This window comes from Paenacidovorax caeni (genome assembly GCF_001298675.1).
GTDB lineage: Bacteria > Pseudomonadota > Gammaproteobacteria > Burkholderiales > Burkholderiaceae_C > Paenacidovorax > Paenacidovorax caeni.
Genome location: NZ_CYIG01000028.1, coordinates 1 through 20,973, shown reverse-complemented (window position 1 = coordinate 20,973; position 20,973 = coordinate 1). Strand labels below are relative to the sequence as shown.

Annotated in this window: 19 protein-coding genes, 2 tRNA genes and 1 other RNA gene; 12 read left to right on the top strand and 10 right to left on the bottom strand. The window is 63.5% G+C overall.

The features are described from left to right. Nucleotides 1-23 precede the first annotated feature (23 nt). The 5 genes from BN2503_RS12130 to BN2503_RS12110 form a co-directional block, all read right to left on the bottom strand. Nucleotides 24-899, bottom strand: coding sequence for a proteasome-type protease (locus BN2503_RS12130; protein ID WP_054256921.1), 876 nt, complete (start codon nt 897-899; stop codon nt 24-26). Between the two features lie 14 nt (nt 900-913). Next, nucleotides 914-1,705, bottom strand: a complete 792-nt coding sequence (locus tag BN2503_RS12125) for a transglutaminase family protein (RefSeq protein WP_054256920.1) — start codon at nt 1,703-1,705, stop codon at nt 914-916. A 90-nt stretch (nt 1,706-1,795) separates the two neighbouring features. Continuing rightward, a complete protein-coding gene (locus BN2503_RS12120; RefSeq protein ID WP_054256919.1) occupies nt 1,796-2,779 on the bottom strand; it encodes an alpha-E domain-containing protein in 984 nt (327 codons plus the stop codon). 36 nt (nt 2,780-2,815) lie between these two features. Continuing rightward, nucleotides 2,816-4,207, bottom strand: a complete 1,392-nt coding sequence (locus BN2503_RS12115; RefSeq protein WP_082366579.1) for a circularly permuted type 2 ATP-grasp protein — start codon at nt 4,205-4,207, stop codon at nt 2,816-2,818. A gap of 271 nt (nt 4,208-4,478) precedes the next feature. Beyond that, nucleotides 4,479-5,432, bottom strand: coding sequence for a LysR family transcriptional regulator (locus BN2503_RS12110; protein ID WP_054256917.1), 954 nt, complete (start codon nt 5,430-5,432; stop codon nt 4,479-4,481). Between the two features lie 100 nt (nt 5,433-5,532). Between BN2503_RS12110 and BN2503_RS12105 the strand changes: the two genes are divergently transcribed. Further along, nucleotides 5,533-6,759 carry an MFS transporter gene (locus BN2503_RS12105; protein ID WP_054256916.1) on the top strand — a complete coding sequence of 409 codons (1,227 nt, stop codon included), beginning with the start codon at nt 5,533-5,535 and terminating at the stop codon, nt 6,757-6,759. 129 nt (nt 6,760-6,888) lie between these two features. Here BN2503_RS12105 and BN2503_RS12100 read toward each other — a convergent pair whose 3' ends face one another. After that, nucleotides 6,889-7,581, bottom strand: coding sequence for a Bax inhibitor-1/YccA family protein (locus BN2503_RS12100; RefSeq protein WP_054256915.1), 693 nt, complete (start codon nt 7,579-7,581; stop codon nt 6,889-6,891). Nucleotides 7,582-7,766: 185 nt separating this feature from the next. Here BN2503_RS12100 and BN2503_RS12095 point away from each other — a divergent pair, with 185 nt between their 5' ends. Next, on the top strand, nt 7,767-8,174 hold the full coding sequence (locus BN2503_RS12095) for a GlcG/HbpS family heme-binding protein (RefSeq protein WP_054256914.1): 408 nt from the start codon (nt 7,767-7,769) through the stop codon (nt 8,172-8,174). Between the two features lie 96 nt (nt 8,175-8,270). On the opposite strand, the gene efp is transcribed toward BN2503_RS12095, so the two are convergent. Both efp and earP read right to left on the bottom strand, forming a co-directional pair. After that, on the bottom strand, nt 8,271-8,825 hold the full coding sequence (gene efp / locus BN2503_RS12090; RefSeq protein ID WP_054256913.1) for an elongation factor P: 555 nt from the start codon (nt 8,823-8,825) through the stop codon (nt 8,271-8,273). Nucleotides 8,826-8,969: 144 nt separating this feature from the next. Next, on the bottom strand, nt 8,970-10,097 hold the full coding sequence (gene earP, locus BN2503_RS12085) for an elongation factor P maturation arginine rhamnosyltransferase EarP (protein WP_233495068.1): 1,128 nt from the start codon (nt 10,095-10,097) through the stop codon (nt 8,970-8,972). Between the two features lie 23 nt (nt 10,098-10,120). On the opposite strand from earP, the gene uvrC reads away from it, so the two are divergent. From uvrC to BN2503_RS12050, 7 genes are all read left to right on the top strand, one after another. Beyond that, the gene (gene uvrC / locus BN2503_RS12080) at nt 10,121-12,067 is read left to right on the top strand and encodes an excinuclease ABC subunit UvrC (RefSeq protein WP_054256912.1); all 1,947 of its coding nucleotides are present in this window, start codon (nt 10,121-10,123) and stop codon (nt 12,065-12,067) included. Nucleotides 12,068-12,116: 49 nt separating this feature from the next. Then, a complete protein-coding gene (gene pgsA, locus BN2503_RS12075) occupies nt 12,117-12,680 on the top strand; it encodes a CDP-diacylglycerol--glycerol-3-phosphate 3-phosphatidyltransferase (RefSeq protein ID WP_054256940.1) in 564 nt (187 codons plus the stop codon). Between the two features lie 237 nt (nt 12,681-12,917). After that, a complete protein-coding gene (locus tag BN2503_RS12070) occupies nt 12,918-13,190 on the top strand; it encodes an HU family DNA-binding protein (RefSeq protein WP_008906675.1) in 273 nt (90 codons plus the stop codon). Nucleotides 13,191-13,204: 14 nt separating this feature from the next. Next, nucleotides 13,205-13,280: transfer RNA gene (locus BN2503_RS12065), tRNA-Val, on the top strand. Between the two features lie 63 nt (nt 13,281-13,343). Continuing rightward, nucleotides 13,344-15,251: a SurA N-terminal domain-containing protein gene (locus BN2503_RS12060; protein WP_054256911.1), complete on the top strand. Its 1,908-nt coding sequence runs from the start codon at nt 13,344-13,346 to the stop codon at nt 15,249-15,251. A 70-nt stretch (nt 15,252-15,321) separates the two neighbouring features. Next, nucleotides 15,322-15,397, top strand: a tRNA-His gene (locus BN2503_RS12055). A 114-nt stretch (nt 15,398-15,511) separates the two neighbouring features. Continuing rightward, nucleotides 15,512-16,972 carry a DUF6538 domain-containing protein gene (locus BN2503_RS12050; protein WP_074930347.1) on the top strand — a complete coding sequence of 487 codons (1,461 nt, stop codon included), beginning with the start codon at nt 15,512-15,514 and terminating at the stop codon, nt 16,970-16,972. 441 nt (nt 16,973-17,413) lie between these two features. On the opposite strand, the gene BN2503_RS12045 is transcribed toward BN2503_RS12050, so the two are convergent. Further along, nucleotides 17,414-18,328 (bottom strand): hypothetical protein, encoded by a 915-nt coding sequence (locus BN2503_RS12045; protein ID WP_054256910.1) that lies wholly within the window; start codon nt 18,326-18,328, stop codon nt 17,414-17,416. A gap of 599 nt (nt 18,329-18,927) precedes the next feature. On the opposite strand from BN2503_RS12045, the gene ubiG reads away from it, so the two are divergent. From ubiG to ssrA, 3 genes are all read left to right on the top strand, one after another. Continuing rightward, nucleotides 18,928-19,638, top strand: coding sequence for a bifunctional 2-polyprenyl-6-hydroxyphenol methylase/3-demethylubiquinol 3-O-methyltransferase UbiG (gene ubiG / locus BN2503_RS12040; protein ID WP_054256909.1), 711 nt, complete (start codon nt 18,928-18,930; stop codon nt 19,636-19,638). 8 nt (nt 19,639-19,646) lie between these two features. Continuing rightward, nucleotides 19,647-20,312 (top strand): HAD family hydrolase, encoded by a 666-nt coding sequence (locus BN2503_RS12035; protein ID WP_054256939.1) that lies wholly within the window; start codon nt 19,647-19,649, stop codon nt 20,310-20,312. 12 nt (nt 20,313-20,324) lie between these two features. Next, nucleotides 20,325-20,702, top strand: a transfer-messenger RNA (tmRNA) gene (gene ssrA, locus BN2503_RS19405). A 128-nt stretch (nt 20,703-20,830) separates the two neighbouring features. Here the strand turns inward: ssrA and BN2503_RS19400 are convergent. Further along, a complete protein-coding gene (locus BN2503_RS19400; RefSeq protein WP_233495069.1) occupies nt 20,831-20,965 on the bottom strand; it encodes an integrase core domain-containing protein in 135 nt (44 codons plus the stop codon). Nucleotides 20,966-20,973: the final 8 nt, after the last annotated feature.

Sequence of the window (20,973 nt, the reverse complement as noted above, 5' to 3'; positions counted from 1 at the left end):
GGTGTGGCCGGAATGGGGGGTGGCTACTGCGCCTGCCCGTCGCCCGTGCCCTGCGCCAGCACCTGGTGCACGGCGGGCGGCAGGTCGGTGGCGTTGCCGGTGCCGATGCGCACGGGCTGGTGCCGGCGGGCGAAGGGCAGGGGCGCGGTGTCCTCGGCCGGGGGGGCTGCGGGGGTGGTCCAGCGCGGGTTGGGAATGCCAGCGAACACCTGGCGCAACTGCTCGCCCCAGGTGCGGCGGATCATCGCCAGGTACTCGCTGGTTTCGTCCAGGCAGGCGAAGCGCGTCACGCGCAGCGTGCCGCGCTCATACACCAGCAGGTCCAGCGGCAGGCCGACCGAGATGTTCGAGCGCAGGGTCGAGTCCATCGAGATCAGCATGCACTTGGCGGCTTCGTCGAGCGAGGTCTGCGCCTGCAGCACGCGGTCCACGATGGGTTTGCCGTACTTGGCCTCGCCGATCTGCAGGTACGGGCTCTCGGGGCTGGCGGCGATGAAGTTGCCCGCCGCGTACACCTGGAACAACTGGCACGGCGCGGCACCGATCTGCCCGCCCAGGAGCAGGCTGACGTTGAAGTCGATGCCCTGCGCCTTGAGCGCCTGGCCGTCGCGCGCGTGCACGGCGCGCACGGCGTCGCCCACGCACTGCGCGGCCTCCTGCATGGTGGTGGCGTTCCAGAGCGAATGCGGGTCGTCCGCGCCGCGCTGCGCCAGCAGCGCCACGATGGCCTGGCTGATGGCCAGGTTGCCCGAAGTCATGAGCGCCAGCAGCCGGTCGCCGGGGCGCTCGAACACGCGCAGCTTGCGGAAGGTGCTGACCTGGTCCACGCCGGCATTGGTGCGGCTGTCGGCCAGGAAGACCATGCCTGCGTCCAGGCAGGCGGCGATGCAGTAGGTCATGGCGGGTTCTTCGGTTACTGCTGCACCAGCACGTCCATGCGGATGCTTTCCTCGCCGCCGCCGGTGCGCACGCCGCGCACCGGCGAGGCGCTGGCGTAGTCGCGCGCCACGGCCAGGCGGCAATGGCGTTCGCTGGCGTACTGGCGGCCCGTCACGTCGATGCTGGTCCAGCCGTGCCGGGGCCACCACAGGTCGGCCCAGGCGTGGGCGGACATGTGGTCGGCATCGGCGTACAGGTAGCCGCTGACGTAGCGCGCCGGGCAGCCCAGGGCGCGTGCGCAGGCCAGGAACAGGTGGGCGTGGTCCTGGCAGACGCCGTGGCCCTGCGCCAGCACCTGGCTGGCGGCGGTTTGCGCGGTGCGCATGCCGGGTTCGTAGACCACGCGCTGCGCGATGGCTTCGGCCAGCGCCAGGGCGTCGTCCGGCCCGCGCAGGCCGGCGGGCAGCACGCCTTGCGCGAAGGCGCGGATGCCGTCGTCGTACGCCGTCAGCGGCGTGGGCACGCAGTACGCCTGCACGGGCAGTCGGTTGTCTTCGCCGTGCACGGCGCCGCCGTCGAGCGGGCTGACTTCGATCTGGCCCGTCACCTTCAGCTCGATGGCGTCGTGCGGCTGGGTCAGCGTGAGGGTGTGGGTGATGTTGCCGTAGGCGTCCACCTGCTCCTCCAGCAGGCCGGGGGCCTCGATGTGCCAGCGCAGCAGGCGCTGGTGCTCGTCCTGGCGCGGCGTCAGGCGCAGCACCTGGATGCTGTAGCTCACGGGGTCGGTGTAGTGGTAGCGGGTGGTGTGCTTGATGAGGTGGCGCATGCGTCGCTCCTTGCCGTGGTTCAAAATCAAGATTGATAGCTGCTGGCGCTTGCCCCATAAGGGCTGGTGGCCGATTTCATTGAAAAATCCTTAGGCGCTCAAGGGCAGCAGGAAGTCGCGGCCGATGCGCGTGCCCAGGTGGTTCACGCGCGCCAGGAAGTTGGTGAGGAAGCGGTGCAGCCCGGGGCCGCGCAGGATGTCCTCGATGCGCCCGTACTCCAGCTCGGCCAGCAGCAGGCCGGCCTGGCGCTCGGTTTCGGCCGAGCGGCCGTTGGCCACGCGCGCCAGGTTGTCCTTCACGCCGCGCATCAGCGCCACCAGCGAGCTGGGCAGGGTGGCGTTGAGCACCAGCAGCTCCACCACGCGCGAGGGGGTGACCACGTCGCGGTAGACCTTGCGGTACACCTCCAGCGCCGACACGCAGCCCAGGATGGCCGACCAGCGGTAGAACTCGCCTGCGTCGGTGTCGAGCGCCTTGCCCTGCGCCGCGCCCGGCTTGCCGCCTGGCGCCATGGCCTCGTGCTCGTGAAAGCGCACGTCCAGCATGCGCGCCATGTTGTCGGCGCGCTCCAGCTGGCTGCCCAGGCGCATGAAGTGCAATGCCTCGTCCACCAGCATGGTGTTCTCGGTCACGCCGCGCACCAGGTGCGCGCGGTGCTTGATCCACTCGAAGAACTGTTCGGGGCTGCGTTCGAGCACGCCGTCGTCCAGGTCGCGCAGCAGCGTCAGCCAGGTGAGGTTGATGGTCTCCCACAGCTCGGTGGTCAGGCTGCCGCGCACGGCGCGCGCGTTCTCGCGGCAGGCGCGCAGGCAGGCGTAGATGGAGGAGGGGTTGTCGGCGTCGCGCGCCATGTAGTGGATCACGGCCTGCGGCTGCGGGGCGCCATAGCGCGCGGCGAAGTCGCCCTCCAGCTCGAACAGGCGCAGCATGGCCTGCCACGACTCGCGGTGCACCGCCTCGTCGCGCGGCAGCAGGGCCAGTTGGGTGTTGACGTGCAGCATGCGCGCGGTGTTTTCGGCGCGCTCGATGTAGCGGCACATCCAGAAAAGGTGGTCGGCGGTACGGCTCAGCATGGCTTGGTGCTCCTGTTCATGCTTTTTTTCATGGCGTCATTCCTCCAGCACCCAGGTGTCCTTGGTGCCGCCGCCCTGGCTGCTGTTGACCACCAGCGAGCCCTCCTTGAGCGCCACGCGGCACAGGCCGCCGGGCACGGTGCGGATTTCCTTGCCGCACAGCACGTAGGGCCGCAGGTCCACGTGGCGCGGCGCCACGCCCGACTCGACGTAGGTGGGCGTGGTGGACAGCGCCAGCGTGGGCTGGGCGATGTAGTGGCCGGGGTGGGCCAGGATGCGGGCGCGGAACTCGTCCAGCTCGGCGCGGCTGGCCGTGGGGCCGACCAGCATGCCGTAGCCCCCGGCGCCGTGCACCTCCTTGACCACCAGCTCGGGCAGGTGCGCCAGCACGTGCGACAGCTCGTCCGGGCGGCTGCACTGCCAGGTGGGCACGTTGGAGAGGATGGGTTCCTCGCCCAGGTAGAAGCGGATCATGTCCGGCACGAACAGGTAGGTGGACTTGTCGTCCGCCAGCCCGGTGCCGATGGCGTTGGCCAGCGTGATGCGCTGCGCCCGGCAGGCCGAGAGCAGCCCCGGCACGCCCAGGGCGGAGTCGGCGCGGAACGACAGTGGGTCGAGGAAGTCGTCGTCCACGCGGCGGTAGATCACGTCCACGCGCTGCGGGCCGCGCGTGGTGCGCATGTAGACCGTGTTCTGGTCCACGAACAGGTCTTTGCCCTCCACCAGCTCCACGCCCATCTGCTGGGCCAGGAAGGCGTGCTCGAAATAGGCCGAGTTGTACATGCCTGGCGTGAGCACCACCACGGTGGGGTCGTCCGTGTTGCGCGGTGCCACTTCGCGCAGGTTGTCCAGCAGCATGTCGGGGTAGTGCGCCACGGGGGCCACGCGCGCACGGCTGAACATCTCTGGCATGAGCCGCATCGACATCTTGCGGTTCTCCAGCATGTACGACACGCCCGAGGGCACACGCAGGTTGTCCTCCAGCACATAGAACTCGCCGGCGTTGGCGCGCACGATGTCGATGCCGGCCACATGGCAGTAGATGTTCTCGGCCACGGTCACGTCCTGCATCTCGGGGCGGTACTGGGCGTTGAGGAACACCTGCTCGGCCGGCACGATGCCAGCGCGCACGATGTCGTGGTCGTGGTAGATGTCGTGGATGAACATGTTCAGCGCGCGTACGCGCTGCTTGAGCCCCTGGTCCAGCCGCTGCCACTCGGCTGCGGGAATGACGCGCGGAATCAGATCGAACGGAATCAGGCGCTCGGTGCCATCGGCATCACCCGCCATCGTGAAGGTGATGCCGATGCGGCGGAAGTTCAGGTCCGCTTCCAGGCGGCGCGCCGCCATGGCCTCGTCAGGCTGGCTGGCAAGCCACTGGGCAAAGGCGTGGTAATGCGGGCGCACGTTGCCTTGGGCGTCCAGCATTTCGTTGAAGGCGCGTTCGGTGATGGTTTTGTCGGCTGCTGCGTCGCTCATGGGCTGGGGTCCTCCCCCGCCGCGCCGCTGGTGGCATGGGGCCCTCCGTGGCTACGCAGCGGGAATGTGCTGGTGCCAGGGATAAAGCAGATACCGTGCCACCCGCCGCGCGCACCATGGCGCGGCCTGCCGGGCGCCGGATGCGCGCCTTGCGTGCGTGCCGGCGTGGTGGCGGTGCACTGATGCGGTGCTGTGCACCGCCGGGGGGCGCGCCCCCGGTTCAGGGCAGGCTGGGCAGGCCCGTGGTGGCGCGCATGCCAGCCAGGCCGGGAATCGCCTGGCGCATGGTGTCGGCGAACACGCGCAGCCGTGCCGGGTACAGGCGCGCGTGAGGGTAGACCAGATGCACCGGCAGTGCAGCGGCTTCCCAGCCCGGTACCAACTGGCACAGGCGGCTGCTGGCCAGGTCCTCTGCCACCAGCCAGGCCGATGCCAGGGCCGCCCCGAGCCCGGCGCGCACGGCGGCGCGGGCGGCGTACAGACTGTCGGTGCGCAGGCGCGGCTGGATTTTCACCACCGCCTGCTCTCCCGTGGCCGTGTGCACCAGCGTGAATTGTTCGCGGTACAGCAGTGGCAGCTCCACCCAGGGCAGCGCGGCCAGGTCGGCCGGGTGGCGCGGCGGCGTGCCCTGGCCCCACAGCGTGGGAGCGGCCACCAGGATGCGAGGCACCTCGGCCAGGCGCTGTGCCACCAGGCCCTGGTCCGGCACGGCACCCACGCGGATGGCGCAGTCAATGCCCTGGGCCACGAAGTCCACCGGGTCGTCGCGCAGCAGCCATTCCACCGTGACCTCGGGGTGGCGTGCCATGAAGGCGGCCAGCGGCGCCACCAGCAGCTCCTGGCCGAAGGCGTGGGGGGCCAGCACGCGCAGGTGGCCGCGCGGCTCGTCGTGCGCGCCGCGCAGGTCGGCCTCGATGGCAGCCCAGTTTTCCAGCAGCGCCTTGGCGTGGGCGTAGCAGCGCTCGCCGTCCTCGGTGAGCTTCATGGTGTGGGTGGTGCGCAGCAGCAATTGCAGTCCCAGGGATTTCTCCAGCCAGCGCAGGCGCCTGCTTACCGTGGGCTGGGTGGTGCCCAGCTGCAGCGCAGCTGCCGAAAGGCTCCCTGCCTCCACGATGCGAACGAAGGTTTGCAGGAGGGCTAGGCGGTCGAGTCCAGGAGCGGGTGGCTTGGTCATGCGTATGGCGTATTACTAATCTACGCATCAGGCGTCTACAAAGGATTGTGATGCACGAAGAGAATGCAGCCCATTCTGCCCACATGCCCCGGAGCGATTCGTGACCCACCCCTCTTTCTCCCCCAGCGCAGGCGCCGCTGCGGTTCCACGCCCTCTGGTGCTGCTGCTGGCCACCGGTGCCGGGCTGGCCGTGGCGTCCCTTTATTACAGCCAGCCCATGCTGGCAGCCCTGTCGCAAAGCTTTGGTGCCGATGCGCGCGCTACCGGGCTGGTGCCCACGCTGACGCAATTGGGTTATGCGCTGGGCATCTTGCTGCTGGCGCCGCTGGGGGACCGCTACGACCGCCGCGCGCTGATTCTGCTGAAGTCGGTGCTGCTGGCCCTGGCGCTGCTGGCCAGCGGCCTGGCACCGGGGCTGTATGCCCTGCTGGGCGCGAGCCTGGTTGTGGGGCTTACGGCGACCCTGGCGCAGGACATCGTGCCCGCCGCAGCGGCGCTGGCCCCCGAGGCGCAGCGCGGCAAGACCGTGGGTACGGTGATGACGGGGCTGCTCCTGGGCATCCTGCTGTCGCGCGTGGCCAGCGGCCTCATCGCGCAGCAGGGCGGCTGGCGCAGCGTGTACGTGGCGGCGGCGGTGGCGCTGCTGCTGTTCGGGGTGGTGGCGTGGCGTGGGCTGCCGCGCTTTCCTGTGGCCCAGCCTTTGGGCTACTTGCGTCTCATGGGGTCGTTGTTCACCCTGTGGTCGCGTTATCCCGAGCTGCGCCGCGCGGCCTGGGCGCAGGGGCTTCTGGCCGTGGGGTTCAGCGCCTTCTGGTCCACCCTGGCCGTGATGTTGAATGCGCAGTTTCACCTCGGCAGCGCGGCTGCAGGCGCCTTCGGGCTGGCCGGGGCTGCGGGAGCCTTGGCCGCGCCGCTGGCCGGGCGCATGGCCGACCGCCGGGGCCCCGAGCGGGTGACGCGGCTGGGGGCAGGGTTGAGCATGGTCTCCTTTGCGCTCATGGGCCTAGGCCCGTTGCTGCCCGCGCCAGCGCAGATCGGCCTGCTGGTGCTGGCCACCGTGGGGTTCGACTTTGGCGTGCAGGCCACACTGGTGGCGCACCAGACCCTGGTCTATGGCCTGGATCCATCCGCCCGCAGCCGCCTCAATGCCTTGCTGTTCACGGGCATGTTCATCGGCATGGCCAGCGGCGCGGCGCTGGGCAGCTTCGTGCTGGCCGATTGGGGCTGGCTGGCCGTGGTGGCCCTGGCAACCGTGTTTGCAGGTGCGGCGCTGGCGGTGCGCATGCAGGGAGGGCGCAGCCCCCGTATGGCTGCGGCAGGGGCGTGAGCAAGAGGGGGATTGCTATGGAATGGATAGCTTCAAGCGCTTGCTGTACAAGGGTTCCGTGCCAAAAATGCTCTGAATCCATGAAAAAAGGCCCCGAGGGGCCTTGCAAGAGAAGAGAGGCGCGTGCGTTCAGTCGCGCTCGCCGCCCATGATGCCCAGCAGTGCCAGCAGGCTCTGGAACACGTTGAACAGATCCAGGTACAGGGCCAGTGTGGCACTGATGTAGTTGGTTTCGCCGCCGTCGATGATCTGCTTGAGGTCGTACAGCATGTAGGCGCTGAAGATGCCGATGGCGGCAACCGAGATGGCCATCATGCCGGCCGAGGAGCCGACGAACACGTTGATCACGCTGCCGACCATCAGCACCAGGGCGCCGACCATGAGCCACTTGCCCATGCCCGAGAGGTCGCGCTTGATGACGGTGGCGAGGCTGGCCATCACCACGAAGACGCCGGCGGTGCCAGCGAAGGCGGTCATGATCAGGTCGGTGCCGTTCTTCAAGCCCAGCACCATGCCGATCAGGCGCGAGAGCATCAGGCCCATGAAGAAGGTAAAGCCCAGCAGCACGCCTACGCCGGCGGCCGAGTTCTTGGTTTTCTCGATGGCAAACATGAAGCCAAATGCGCCGCCAAGGAACACGATCAGGCCCAGGCCGCCGCGCAGCGACTGCGTAATGCCCGTGGCCACGCCGACCCATGCGCCGAGCACGGTGGGCAGCAGGCTCAGGGCCAGCAGCCAGTAGGTGTTGCGCAGCACCTTCTGGCGCTGCTCGTGGGATACGGCATAGCCCGTAGAGCCCCAAGTGGTCATTTCGTTGTGCATTGTGTGTCTCTCCGGTTGGTCTGCGTGTGGGTATAGGAAGCTGGGCATTCTAGGGGGTGGTTTTTCGAGTGTTATGCAATACCTGAAGCCACAGCATCCTTTTTGGGTGGAATTGTTTTACCTGCGGCCACAGGGATTGCGCCGCTATCCTTCGAGTTCTTGTATTTCCAAATCGTTCAACCTTTATGAAAACCAAGCCCGAACTCGAACTGGCCGATGTCAAGAAGATCGCCGCCGCTGCCGAAGCCGAAGCGCTGCAGAACCGCTGGGCCGTGACCATCGCCATTGTCGATGACGGCGGCCACCTGCTGTGGCTGCAGCGCCTGGACGGTGCACCCGCCGTCTCGTCGCACATTGCCCCCGCCAAGGCGCACACGGCAGCCCTGGGGCGCCGCGAAAGCAAGGTGTACGAAGACATCGTCAACGGCGGCCGAACCTCGTTCCTGTCGGCCCCCGCGTTGCAGGGCCTGCTGGAGGGCGGCGTGCCGATCATGAAGGACGGCCAATGCCTTGGCGCCGTGGGCGTGAGCGGCGTCAAGTCCTCCGAGGATGCACAGATTGCCCGTGCCGGGATCGCTGCCCTGGGCCTGTAACACAGGCGTTGAAAGACGTTGCGCAAAGAAAAAGAGCCGGGCCCGTGAGGGCGCCGGCTCTTTGCCTTGGTGCAGATCGCTGCTGCGCGGGCCGCGTCAAACGCGCTTGCGGTATTCGCCGGTGCGTGTGTCGATTTCGATCTTGTCGCCCTGGTCCACGAACAGGGGCACGGCCACCTCAAAGCCGGTGGCGATCTTCGCGGGCTTGAGCACCTTGCCGGAGGTATCGCCCTTCACAGCGGGCTCGGTCCAGGTGATCTCGCGCTCCACGCTGGTGGGCAGTTCTACCGAGATGGCCTTGCCGTCGTAGAACACCACTTCGGCGGCCATGCCGTCTTCGAGGTAGCTGATGGCGTCGCCCATGTTGGCGGCTTCGACTTCGTACTGGTTGTAGTCGGTGTCCATCCACACGTACATCGGGTCGGCAAAGTAGGAGTAGGTGCACTCCTTCTTGTCGAGGATCACGTTGTCGATCTTGTCGTCAGCCTTGAAGACCACTTCGGTGCCCATGTTGGACAGCAGCGCCTTGAGCTTCATGCGCACGGTGGCAGCGCCGCGGCCGCCACGGGCGTATTCAGTCTTCAGAACGATCATCGGGTCCTTGCCCTGCATGATGACGTTGCCGGCGCGGATTTCTTGAGCGATTTTCATAGCGTAGTGCTTGGGTTGGAGCCGCTGCCTGCAAGCCGGGGCGGGTGGGGCGTAGGCCCTGAAGCTGCCGGTGCGCACGGTTCGCGGCGGAAGGCGGCCATGGCGAAGATGCGTACCACCTTCCATAGCGCAAAACCACGGATTTTAGCTTTTTTCCACTACAAACCCCAGTAGCTGGGTCAATAAATCCGGCTGCGCCAGGAGTCTTTGCCGCGCCGCCCGCGTGCAGTCGTGCCATTCGGCCAGGGTGGCGCGGGCCAGTGGCGGCAGGGCCGTGGCGGGCTCCAGCCCGTTCCATTGGGCATGCCAGCGCCGCAACGTGGGCGGGGCCTGCAGCCAGTCGAGAAAGGCGTGCAGCTTGGCGTGGTGTGCGTCGTCATGCTGCGGATAGATCTGCCACACAAAGGGCTGGCCTGCCCAGAGTGCGCGCACCAGAGAGTCTTCGCCGCGCACGAAGTTGAGGTCGCAGGCCCAAAGCATTTCATCGAAGTGGGGTTGGGCGCAGGGCGCGAGGTATGAAAAAGTGAGCTGCCCGCGCTTTCCTGGCGTGGGTTTGAGGCCATTTTGGTTCTTAATCGCCTGGACTGCCGCCGTGGCGCGGCCCGGGGTGACCAGCAGGTGGGATGGCGTGTGTTCCAGCGCCGCGAGCAAGGAGGGCAGGGCGGGGGGCTCGTAGCAGAACAGCGACACGGCGAGTTCTTCCGGCGCGATGCCCCGGTGCGCGCGCCAGCGTGCGCGGTCGAATACGGCCTGGCGTGCGCAGAGGTCGGGTTCGCGCAGCAGTCCGCCGGTGGCGGCTGTGAAACCAGGGTAGAAGAACCAGCGCGTCAGCCCCGCGCCAGGCCCGCTCATGAGGGGGGAGGGCAGGCGGTGGCAGCGCTCTACATAGCCCTCGGCACTCAGGTATTCCAGGTTGATCCACAAGGGTTTTTGGGGTCTAGCCCTTGCGGCATCTGCGGTAGCAGCTATGAAAGCGGGAGCAATTTCGCAGCCGAAGGCTTCCACCACGACATCGCCGGGGCCATCAGCGGGGGCAGCCTGCGGCCAGGGGCATACCTGTACGCCGGGCGCGCCGCCGGGGGCCATCCAGGCCAGGGCACTGGCGTCGTCTGTCCACAGACGTACGTTGTGGCCGCGCGCCCCGAGGTCGGCCGCAAGGCGCCAGCACACGCCGATGTCGCCGAAGTTGTCGATGACTTGGCAGAAGATGTCCCAGCGCAGTGGCGCGGTGGTGGAGTCGGGGTTCATGTCCGTGATTGTCGGTGCGGCCATGCTGGCATGCGCACAATAACGCCATGCACAAAGCGCACCCCGAAGAACTGCTGGCGCAGGTGTCCGCCCTGCCGCAATTGCCTGGCGTTTACCGCTATTTCGACGCCGCCGGCCTGTTGCTCTACGTAGGCAAGGCACGCAACCTGAAAAAGCGCGTGGGCAGCTATTTCAGCAAGAACCACGGGGGGACGCGCATCGGTCACATGGTCGGCAAAATCGCGCGCCTGGAGACCACCGTGGTGCGCTCCGAGGCCGAGGCGCTGCTGCTGGAGAACAACCTCATCAAGTCGCAGCACCCGAAGTACAACATCCTGTTTCGCGACGACAAGAGCTACCCCTTCCTCCGAATCACTGGCGTGGCGGCGCTCGATGGCCAGGGTACGGCACCGGGGCAGCGCTTTCCGCGCATGGCGTACTACCGCGGTGCCATCGACAAGCGTCACCGCTACTTCGGCCCCTACCCCAACGGGTGGGCGGTGAAGGAAACCATCCAGCTGCTGCAGAAGGTGTTTCGCCTGCGCACCTGCGAGGACACGGTGTTTGCCAACCGCACGCGGCCTTGCCTGCTGTTCCAGATCAAGCGCTGTACGGCCCCCTGCGTGAGCATGGTGTCGCCCGAGGCCTATGCGGTGGATGTGCAGGGCGCCGAGGCCCTGTTGCGCGGCCAGGCCCAGGAGCTGCTTCAAGGGCTGGAGGCGCGCATGCTCGCGCATGCCGAGAAGCTGGAGTTCGAGCAGGCGGCGGAGCTGCGCAACCAGATGCAGGCGCTGGCGCGGGTGCTGCACCAGCAGGCCATTGAAACGGCTGAGGACAAGGACGTCGACATCCTCGCCGTGCGTGTGCAGGGGGGGCGCGCCTGCGTCAATCTGGCCATGGTGCGTGGCGGGCGGCATCTGGGCGACCGACCCTACTTTCCGGCGCACGTGGACGACGCGGCAGCGCTCTACTCGCCCGAGGACGGCGCCGAGGACGCAGCGCCCCCGCCGGTGGAGCAGCAGGTGCTGGCCGCCTTCATCGCGCAGCACTACCTGGGTGTGCCCATGCCGCCGGTGCTGGTCGTTGGCGAACCGGTGGATAAAGACCTGCTGGACGCACTTGGGCAGCAGACCGGCCAGCGTGCGGTGGCGGTGCACCAGCCGCGCGAGCAGCGCCGCGCTTGGCTCGACATGGCGCAGCAAAACGCCGACATTCAGCTGGCGCGTCTGCTGGCCGAGGAGGGTTCGCAGCAGGCGCGCACGCGCGCGCTCGCCGAGGCGCTGGATTTGCCAGTGGAGAGCCTGGATGACCTGACGATCGAGTGCTTCGACATCTCGCACACCGCGGGCGAGGCTACGCAGGCGTCGTGCGTGGTGTTCCATCACCACAAAATGCAAAGCAGTGAATACCGCCGCTTCAAGATCGATGGCATTACCGGTGGAGACGACTATGCCGCCATGCGCCAGGTGCTGCAGCGCCGCTACCGCCCCGTGGCCGAGGCGCTGCGCGAGGCTGGCGGCGCCGAGCTACAGGCCGGTAAGGCGCGGCTGCCCGATCTGGTACTGGTCGATGGGGGCAAAGGCCAGGTGGCCATGGCGCGCGAGGTGTTTGCTGAACTGGGGCTCGATCTGTCGCGCATCGTCGGGGTGGAGAAGGGCGAGGGCCGCAAGGTGGGCCTGGAAGAGCTGGTGTTCGCCGATGGCCGCGAGAAGGTCTACCTGGGGCGCGACTCCGCCGCCTTGATGTTGGTGGCGCAGATCCGTGATGAGGCCCATCGCTTTGCCATCACTGGCATGCGCGCAGCGCGTGCCAAGACGCGCGTGGGCGGGAGCCGGCTGGAGGACATTCCGGGGGTTGGCCCGCGCAAGCGGGCGCGCTTGCTGCAGCGCTTTGGTGGTGTGCGTGGTGTGCAAGACGCCAGCGTGGAAGATTTGGCCAAGGTGGAGGGTATTTCGCTGGCGCTTGCCGACACCATTTACCGTGCGCTGCGCTGACGCAGCTTTGCCTGCGGCCAAGGGTTGTGGCATGCCACAATCGCGCACCATGTTCTTCACCATCCCCACCCTGATGACCTGGACGCGCATCGTCGCGATTCCGCTGATCGTCGGGGTGTTCTACGCGCCCATCGATCCGGCCACGCGCAACCTCATCGCCACCCTGATGTTCGTGGTGTTCGCGGCGACCGACTGGCTCGACGGCTTTCTCGCGCGCAAGCTCAATCAGGCGTCGGCGTTCGGCGCATTCCTGGACCCGGTGGCGGACAAGTTCTTGGTATGCGCATCCCTGCTGGTGCTGGTGCACCTGGGACGCACGGACGTGTTCGTGGCGCTCATCATCATCGGCCGTGAGATCGCCATCTCGGCACTGCGCGAATGGATGGCGCAGATCGGCGCGAGCAAGAGCGTGGCTGTGCACATGATCGGCAAGCTCAAGACAACAGCCCAGATGGTGGCCATCCCGTTCCTGCTGTACGACGGCCGTGTTTTCGGCATCGATACCGGCCTGTGGGGCATGGTGCTGATATGGGTGGCGGCCGTGCTCACGGTGTGGTCCATGGTGTACTACCTGCGCAAGGCCTTGCCGGAGATTCGGGCGCGCGTGAAGTGACAGTCGGAGGCTGGTTTTTGTCAATAGGCAATGGCGCGCATCGCGCTCCTCGCACGACAAAAAACCATCGCCACCCCATGCCGCTGCGCAAATGCGACTAGAATTCGCCCAGGCGCCGCTAAAGACGGCGCATCCTGTTTTTTGGAGGATCGTCTTCCCTCTTCATGCATAGCCTCGGGCATGCAAGAATCCGCGAGTACGAGACATCCCATCCATGTATTTCCCGAGAGGCCTCTTGTGAACAAAACCGAACTGATTGAGCACATCGCAACCAATGCCGATATCTCCAAGGCTGCAGCCGCGCGTGCACTGGAGTCGACGATTGAGGCAGTGAAGAAAACCTTGAAGAAGGGTGGCACGGTGTCGCTCGTTGGTTTTGGTACATTTGCCGTTGGCAAGCGTGCTGCACGCACCGGCCGCAATCCCCGTACTGGCGCTACGATTAAAATCAAAGCCGCCAAGGTTCCAAAGTTCCGTCCGGGCAAGGCATTGAAGGATGCCCTGAACTGACGTCAGTTAAGGTGGGGTGCTTAGCTCAGTTGGTAGAGCGGCGCCCTTACAAGGCGTAGGTCGGCGGTTCGACCCCGTCAGCACCCACCACCACCGAACAAAGGCGAACGCGAGTTCGCCTTTTCTTTTGTCAGCCCAGAAAGATTGTTGACTATGCTCGAATCCATCCGCAAGCACTCCAAGTTCGGCATGATCTTGTTGTTCTTGCTGGTCATCCCTTCGTTCGTCCTGGTGGGCATCGACCGCAACTATTTCACCGAGTCGAGCCCGGTCGTGGCCCGGGTGGACGGTCAAGACATCAAACAGTCGGACTGGGACAATATGCACCGGATTGAGAGTGATCGCATCCGCTCACAGTCACCTTCGGTGGATCCCAAGTTGCTGGATTCACCGCAGGCACGCTATGCCACGCTAGAGCGCATGGTGCGTGATCGGGTGATGGCAGCTGCCGTGCAAAAAATGCATATCGTTGCCAGCGATGCGCGGCTGGCCAGTGCCCTGAAGGAGATTCCTGCGATTGCGGCGCTTAAGCGGCCCGATGGTTCGCTGGATGCTGATGCTTACCGTGCGTTGGTCGGCGCCCAGGGACTGACCCCTGAGGGCTTCGAGGCCAATATGCGCCGCGATCTTTCTATTTCCCAGGTGCTGGGAGGCGTGCTGCAGTCTTCCTTCGGTACGGATGGTCAGTTCAAGCAGGCGATGGATGCCTTGTACCAGCGCCGCGAGATCCAGGTTGCACGCTTCAACGCGCAGGATTTTGCGGGCAAGGTGGCTCCTTCGGATGCCGACCTGCAGGCTTTTTATCAAAGCCGGGCGGCTAGCTTTCAGCAGCCCGAAGAGGCGACGGTGGAGTACCTTGTCCTTGATCTGGATGCGGTGCGCGCAGGTATCACGCTGAGCGACGATGATCTTCGCACGTATTACAAGGAAAACCAGGAGCGCTTTGCTGGCAAGGAAGAGCGCCGCGCAAGCCACATACTTGTGAATGCCACCAAGGATGCGTCCGCGCAAGCGCGCGAAACTGCCAAGGCTCGCGCACAGGAACTGTTGGCGCAGGTGCGGAAAAATCCTGCTGTCTTCGCAGACATCGCCAAGAAAAACTCCGAGGATTCTGGCTCCGCTCAGGGCGGTGGTGATTTGGGCTTCTTTGCACGTGGTGCAATGGTGAAACCTTTTGAGGATGCGGTGTTCTCGATGCACAAAGGGGACATCAGCGATGTGGTGGAAAGCGATTTTGGCTACCACATCATTCAACTCACGGATGTGAAAACGCCACAGCCGCCGAGCTTTGAGCAAGTGCGTGCCAAACTTGAAACGGAACTCAAGCAGCAGCAGGCGCAGGGCAAGTTCGCGGAGGCGGCGGATGCCTTCTCGAATGGCGTGTATGAGCAGGCTGACAGCCTGCAGCCCACAGCTGAGAAGCTCAAGCTAAAGATCCAGACGGCGCAGCATGTAACGCGCACGCCCCAGCCGGGCGTTCAGGGTCCAATGGCTAACCAGCGCTTCCTAGAGTCCCTTTTCTCCTCTGACTCGATTGAGAGCAAGCGCAATACTGAAGCTGTTGAGGTCGGCCCCAGCATGCTGGTCTCGGGACGCATCGTTCAATATACGCCAGCGCGTACGCTGCCTTTTGACGAGGTGCGTGATCGTGTGCGTGCCATGTTCGTCGCAGAAAAGTCTGCAGAGTTGGCCCGCGCTGAAGGCCAAGCCAAGCTGGCCTCTTGGAAGAGCGATGCCTCAGGTGCTGTGGGTCTGTCGGCCGCACTGACCGTTGGACGCGACCAGTTGCAGAGCCTGCCTCGCTCTGTGGTGGATGCAGCACTGCACGCAGGTGTCGACAACTTGCCAGGGTGGGTCGGCGTTGATCTCGGTGGGCAAGGCTACGCTGTGGTCAAGGTTAATCGTGTTCAGCCGCGTGAAGCTGGCAAGCAGGCGGGGGAGGAGGCTGCGCAACGCCAACAGTTCCAGCAGTGGCTTGGCACGGCGGAAGGCATTGCGTACTACGAGATGCTCAAGGAGCGGTTTAAGGTTCAGATCAAGGTCCCGCGTCCGCAGTCCTGAGTCTTTCCTGATCAAACTGCGGAAAGTTGGATGAAGAGCTGAAATTCAGCTTATAATGCAAAGCTCTACGGTGGCTGTAGCTCAGTTGGTAGAGTCCAGGATTGTGATTCCTGTCGTCGTGGGTTCGAGTCCCATCAGCCACCCCAAAACTATTCAAGTCCTCGCTAAGTTGTTGATTTCATAAGAAAATCAATAACTTAGCGCAGCATATAAGCTGCTGTTGTTACACGGCCTGTTACACAACTCTGTGGTACAGGACCATGAAACAAATCGCAGAACACCTATACGCACGCGGGAAGTCCGGCAAGCTCTATTGCCGGGTTCGCGTACCTTCCAAGCTTCGGCCAGCCTACCCTCGCAAGCCTGAAATCATTCGTGCGCTGGGTACGAGTGACCGCCGTGAAGGCAAAGCCCTTCTCATCACCGAACTGGCAGCTATCCAGCAAGAGTTCGCGCTAAAAGAGCGTGAGCTAGCTGTGAAAGCATCCCAACGTGCCCAGCGCTCGGTTCGTCGACTCACCGCGCTGACCGAACAGCAAGTGCAGGCCATGGCCAGCAACTGGGTCCACCAGTCGCTGCTCGCGGACGACCTGCAACGTAGCCATGGCCTTGACGACGAGGACTTCGAAAGTCTGAACGACCAGTTGCAGCAGCAGCGCCAGGAACTAGGCAGGCTGCTCGCCCAAGGCAAAGTCGAGCCCATCGTGCCCGCGATGCGCAGCTTTCTTCACCTGCTCGGTGCCGAGGTCGACCTCAATCCCGAACATGAAAGGCAGGTGGCCTACAAGCTGCTAGAAGCCGTCGTACAGGCCCTTGACGTGCGAATCGACCGCCAAGCAGGCAGAGTCAAACCCAGTGCCACCATGGCACCGGGCATGAACATCACCGACCTGAAAAAATCCCTCAGCATTCACCAAGGGGCGACATGGGCGGAGGTTTTTGCCAAGTGGGTCAAGCACGTGGATGACCGGCCGAAGCCGACCGTGATTGCCGCTCAAACACCTTGGCGCGAGCTCGAGCATCTGGCTCGGGCGGCTGGGGTCAAGTATCCAGGCCAGGTGACGAAGGAACTGGTTAACGAGTTCGTTGAGGCCATGGCAAGGCGTGGACTGGCGACAGTCACCATCAATGAGCGCCTCGCGAAAGTGAAGGCTATCTACAAGGTGGCAGTGGGCAGGATGCTCCTTGAAGTGAATCCCGCACAGGATGTTCTCGGGCGCGGCAAGTCAGCACGTGAAAAGCGCCGCAAGAAGCGTCTGCCTTTCGACCAGAGCGACCTGAACACCATCTTCGGCTGCTCTATCTACAACGGTGAGCACAAGCGCTCCCAGGGAAGCTCGAAGGAGGCGTCTTATTGGATTCCGCTGCTCATGTACTACACCGGTGCGCGGACCGAGGAGGTCGCAGGGCTGGCGCTCGAAGACCTTGCTTATGACGCCCTGGTGAATTGCTGGTATCTGAATCTCGTCGACCGGCCTGAGCCTGACGACGCGGAACTCTTCGACGACGAAGAAGACGAAAATGAAGACGTAGTCAAAGCAGAAGCCCACGGCCGACTCCTGAAGAATGCTGCCTCCATTCGCCGTGTACCGGTAGCACAGGAGTTGTTGGACCTTGGCCTCTTGCGCTATGTCGAGTGGGTCAAATCCAAGGGAGCAAAAGCCCTCTTTCCGACGCTCAAGAAGGACTTTCACGGCAAGCTTTCCGGGAGCTTCTCGTAGTTTTTTGGGCGCCTGAAGAAAAAGCTTTCCATCGAAGACAAGCGCAAGGTTCTCTACTCGTTCCGCCACACGCTGAAGGACACGCTTGAAGCCGCTGAAATGCCGTCCCGCTACCTAAAGCGGCTCATGGGGCACACCAGCGGCGACGGTGCTATCACGGACGGATACGGCAGCGACTTGCCATTTGATGTACTTGTTCGGCACTTCAAAGCGGTGAAGTTTCGACCGATTCCGGCGCTCCCGTGGGAGGCGGGCAGGGGGTATGTTGACTTCCCGCACCTTCGCGCGGGTAAGACGGTCGATAAGAGGGTGTCCAAGCAGCGGTCATGAGTCGGAAGAGCCCCCCGCCGACCCCTCTGGCAGTTTATCGCCGAGGTGGGCCACGTGCTTACCCAAAAAACATGCTGCTCCAGCGGCTCTGGCCACTGGAGCAGCATGTTTTTAAGCGGTCCTAATCAGTACTCGTATCCGTGTCGTCGCCCCGTCGGTTAGTCGAGCCCATGCCAACTCTGACGGGATGATGCGCCGTGCGGATGAGTGGCGACCCGGCTCGACTAGCTGAAGCCGCTTGATGGGCCTGTCGCTTTCTGCGGGCTTCGGACGGAGGCGCTTGTCAACTTCCGTACGCTCAATGATTTCGGCGCGATGCTGCGCCAACTCTTGCCTGGTCAGCGGCAGTACGTCATCAAAAAAGCTGTCGAAAGGGTATACGGCCACGCCTTCAGGTCCGATGGTGCTTCCGAAAGTCGGCAGTCGCTGGAGATGAACGACCCGGACGACGTCGCCGCTTCGGCTGTTGACGGAGCCGACGAGACGCAGCACGCGCGAGGCATCGAGCGCTCTCAAGTCCGCTCCCATTGGCAGCAATCGCCGTCCGAGCTCTGCTTGGAGTGCTTGCCAGCGGGGCAAGGCACTTGGAGGGATTGGCCGCTCCAGTAGCCATTTAGCCTGCAGGCCCCGGCCTGAGTACACAACGATGCTGGGCGGGGGAAGTTGTTCGTCGTCGCACTGGCGCAGCAGCCGGTCCGTGAGCGCTTCTGCCGGCTTGCCGTAAAGCGCGTCAAGCTTGTAAGTGTCCAAGTCCACGTAGCAAGACGTCAGCCGGCTACAGTTAACCACCTGCCGGTTCGGCCGAAAAAACTCGTTTTGCGCGATATACAGGTCTGTGCCTCCTGGACACTGCTGCCGCAAAACGGTCGGCAGGTCTTTCAGCCGGACGGACAACTGTCGCGGTTTACCGCCAGGACGCAGAAGTGCGGTGAAGCCGAAGCGCTCGGCGTCGTGATAGAGAAGCGGTTCATTGACCGCTACATCGAATGGCTCCTCATACGCGAGCGCGAGTTGTCTTTGTGCCATCTGGGCCTCCCGAACGGGAGCCCCAAGGGCTTGAGTCAGTTGCTATACGTCTCACTGGTACTCCCACGCGCCCTGCATCCATCTGCCGCCAAGCTTTCAGGATGTAGGGCGTTGTCTTTGCAGCCCACCCCGCGTGGTCTGCTTGGGACGTGTAGCGATGGCATGAACAAAAGGCCGACGCTGAAGTCGGTCCTCGGAGCAGGCAGCCTCTGAGCTTTGGCTCGTGATGGTTATGCCCATCTCGTCGGGTCCGAAGGTCTCAGGGCCAAAGTTCTAGGTCATCAATGCGGGGGCATGGACCGCTGTGCTTGAATGGCTGAATCGGTTGCCTGGGGAGTAGGAGAACGGGCTTCGTTCGATTAGAATTTGGCCGGCGAAACGGTCCAATTTGCTACACTGGACGTTCGCTTTGGCTGTGTAACATATCAAGCTAAGTGCTTGATTTGAAAAGGATTTGTGTGGTGGCTAGTGGTTTCCCATCAGCCACCCCAAACATAAAACCTCGCCACCGCCCGGTCGGCGGGGTTTTTTATTTGCTGCATTTGTTTAATGCGTAGGCGCCAACCTCTTACGCCAGTTTTCCTGTGGACAATGAAAACATGAGCGACACCCTCAATGCAGATCCGGCCGAGTTGGCCAAATTCTCCGAGCTGGCCCATCGCTGGTGGGATCCTGAGAGTGAGTTCCGCCCTTTGCACCAGATCAATCCTTTGCGGTTGGAGTGGATCATTGGGCTTGCCCCCCTGGTCGGCAAGAAGGTTCTTGACGTTGGATGTGGTGGCGGTATCTTGGCAGACTCGATGGCGCGCAAGGGCGCTGATGTGACGGGCATCGATCTATCCACGAAAGCGCTGCGGATTGCCCAGTTGCACGCCATCGAGACGCAGACGCCCTCTGTCCAGTACCGGGAAATCAGCGCTGAAGCCTTGGCGTCCGAGCAGCCAAGCCAATTTGATGTCGTGACCTGCATGGAAATGCTTGAGCACGTGCCAGACCCCGCATCAATCGTTCGGTCTTGTGCGCAGCTTGTCAAACCCGGCGGTTGGGTTTTTTTCTCTACCATCAATCGCAACATGAAGGCTTTTGCCTTGGCAATCGTGGCGGCGGAGTATGTGCTGAAGATGCTTCCGCGTGGTACCCATGAATATGCCAAGCTCATTCAGCCGCATGAACTTGCAGCGTATTGCCGAGAGGCGGCGCTTGAGCTGCGCCAAGCTAAGGGGCTTTCGTACAGTCCTCTGACCAAACGTTACAGTTTGGGCGCGGGCACCAGCGTGAATTACCTTTTTGCCACGCAGAGGGTTATTTGATGCAGGCGATGTTCGCGCATGCCAAGGCGGTCCTATTTGATCTCGATGGAACCTTGGTTGACAGTGCCCCCGATCTGGGGGCTGCAGTTGACAAGATGCGCGTAGCGCGTGGTTTGCCTTCCTTACCCCTTGCTCGTTATCGGCCGATGGCCGGAGCAGGTGCCCGAGGCATGTTAGGCGAGGCGTTTGGCATAGGTCCAGATCATCCCGATTTTTCGGCGATGCGCGAGGAGTTCTTCGAGAACTACCAAGTTTGCCTGCTGAAGCAAACCTTGCCTTTTGACGGGGTGGCTCAGCTTATTGAGGGCCTTGCAGGCTTGGGGCTGCCTTGGGGGGTCGTTACCAATAAATCCACTCGCTTCAGCGAACCATTGACGCGTGGCATGTCTTTGTTTTCAACCGCGAGGACGGTGGTCAGTGGTGATACGACGCCACATGCCAAACCACATCCCGCGCCGCTGCTGGAGGCCGCTGAGAGACTGGGCATCGCCCCCAACGACTGCGTTTACGTGGGTGACGATGAGCGCGATATCTTGGCAGGCCATGCTGCAGGCATGGGGACGGTCGCTGCTGTCTATGGCTACTTGGGTGTGGCACAGGATCCGCTGGGCTGGGGTGCGCATGCCATCATTAATTCTCCTCTTGAGCTCTTGCAATTGCTCAATAGAGCCTAAAATAGATCGTGAGGGGCTGTCCTGGTTTCGACGTGGGTTCGGAATCGGTGCGGTGCATGTCGAGCTTGAGTGATGCTCGTAAATCTCCATTCACTAAAGTAACTGCAAACGACGAACGTTTCGCACTCGCCGCTTAAATCCGGTGAGCCTTGCAACAGCGCGCTGGTGGGCTGGGCAAGGGGGTAGCAATACCTCCAGGCTGCAAGGGAATTCACATCAGCTGGTCGTCTGCCGGGTACCTTGGCAGAAGGCGAGATCAAAGGGTACTGGCGATCGGCATAGCGTGCGTCTGCGCGATGTCGATAGTGAGATTCAAAACAGAGCGCTAAACATGTAGATCTGCTCGACGAAGGCTTGCGGACGCGGGTTCAATTCCCGCCAGCTCCACCATCCACCAAAACAAAGGCCGCCAAGGAACACCACCTGGCGGCCTTTTTCATTGGAAAAACAAGCACTTGCATAGCAGGGATGGACAAGGGCAACCATTGACAGCCAAACCGTGAGCGTAAGCTCCCCTGTCAAGCAGACAGTTGATTTCCAGAGTCTGCGGCGGTTGTGGTGATCAATCTGGGCATGAACTGCTTGGGCGGCACGCCACCCAGGGCGTCATGCGGTCGGTACTCGTTGTACTGGGTTAGCCAGTCGTCCGCGATGGCCTGGA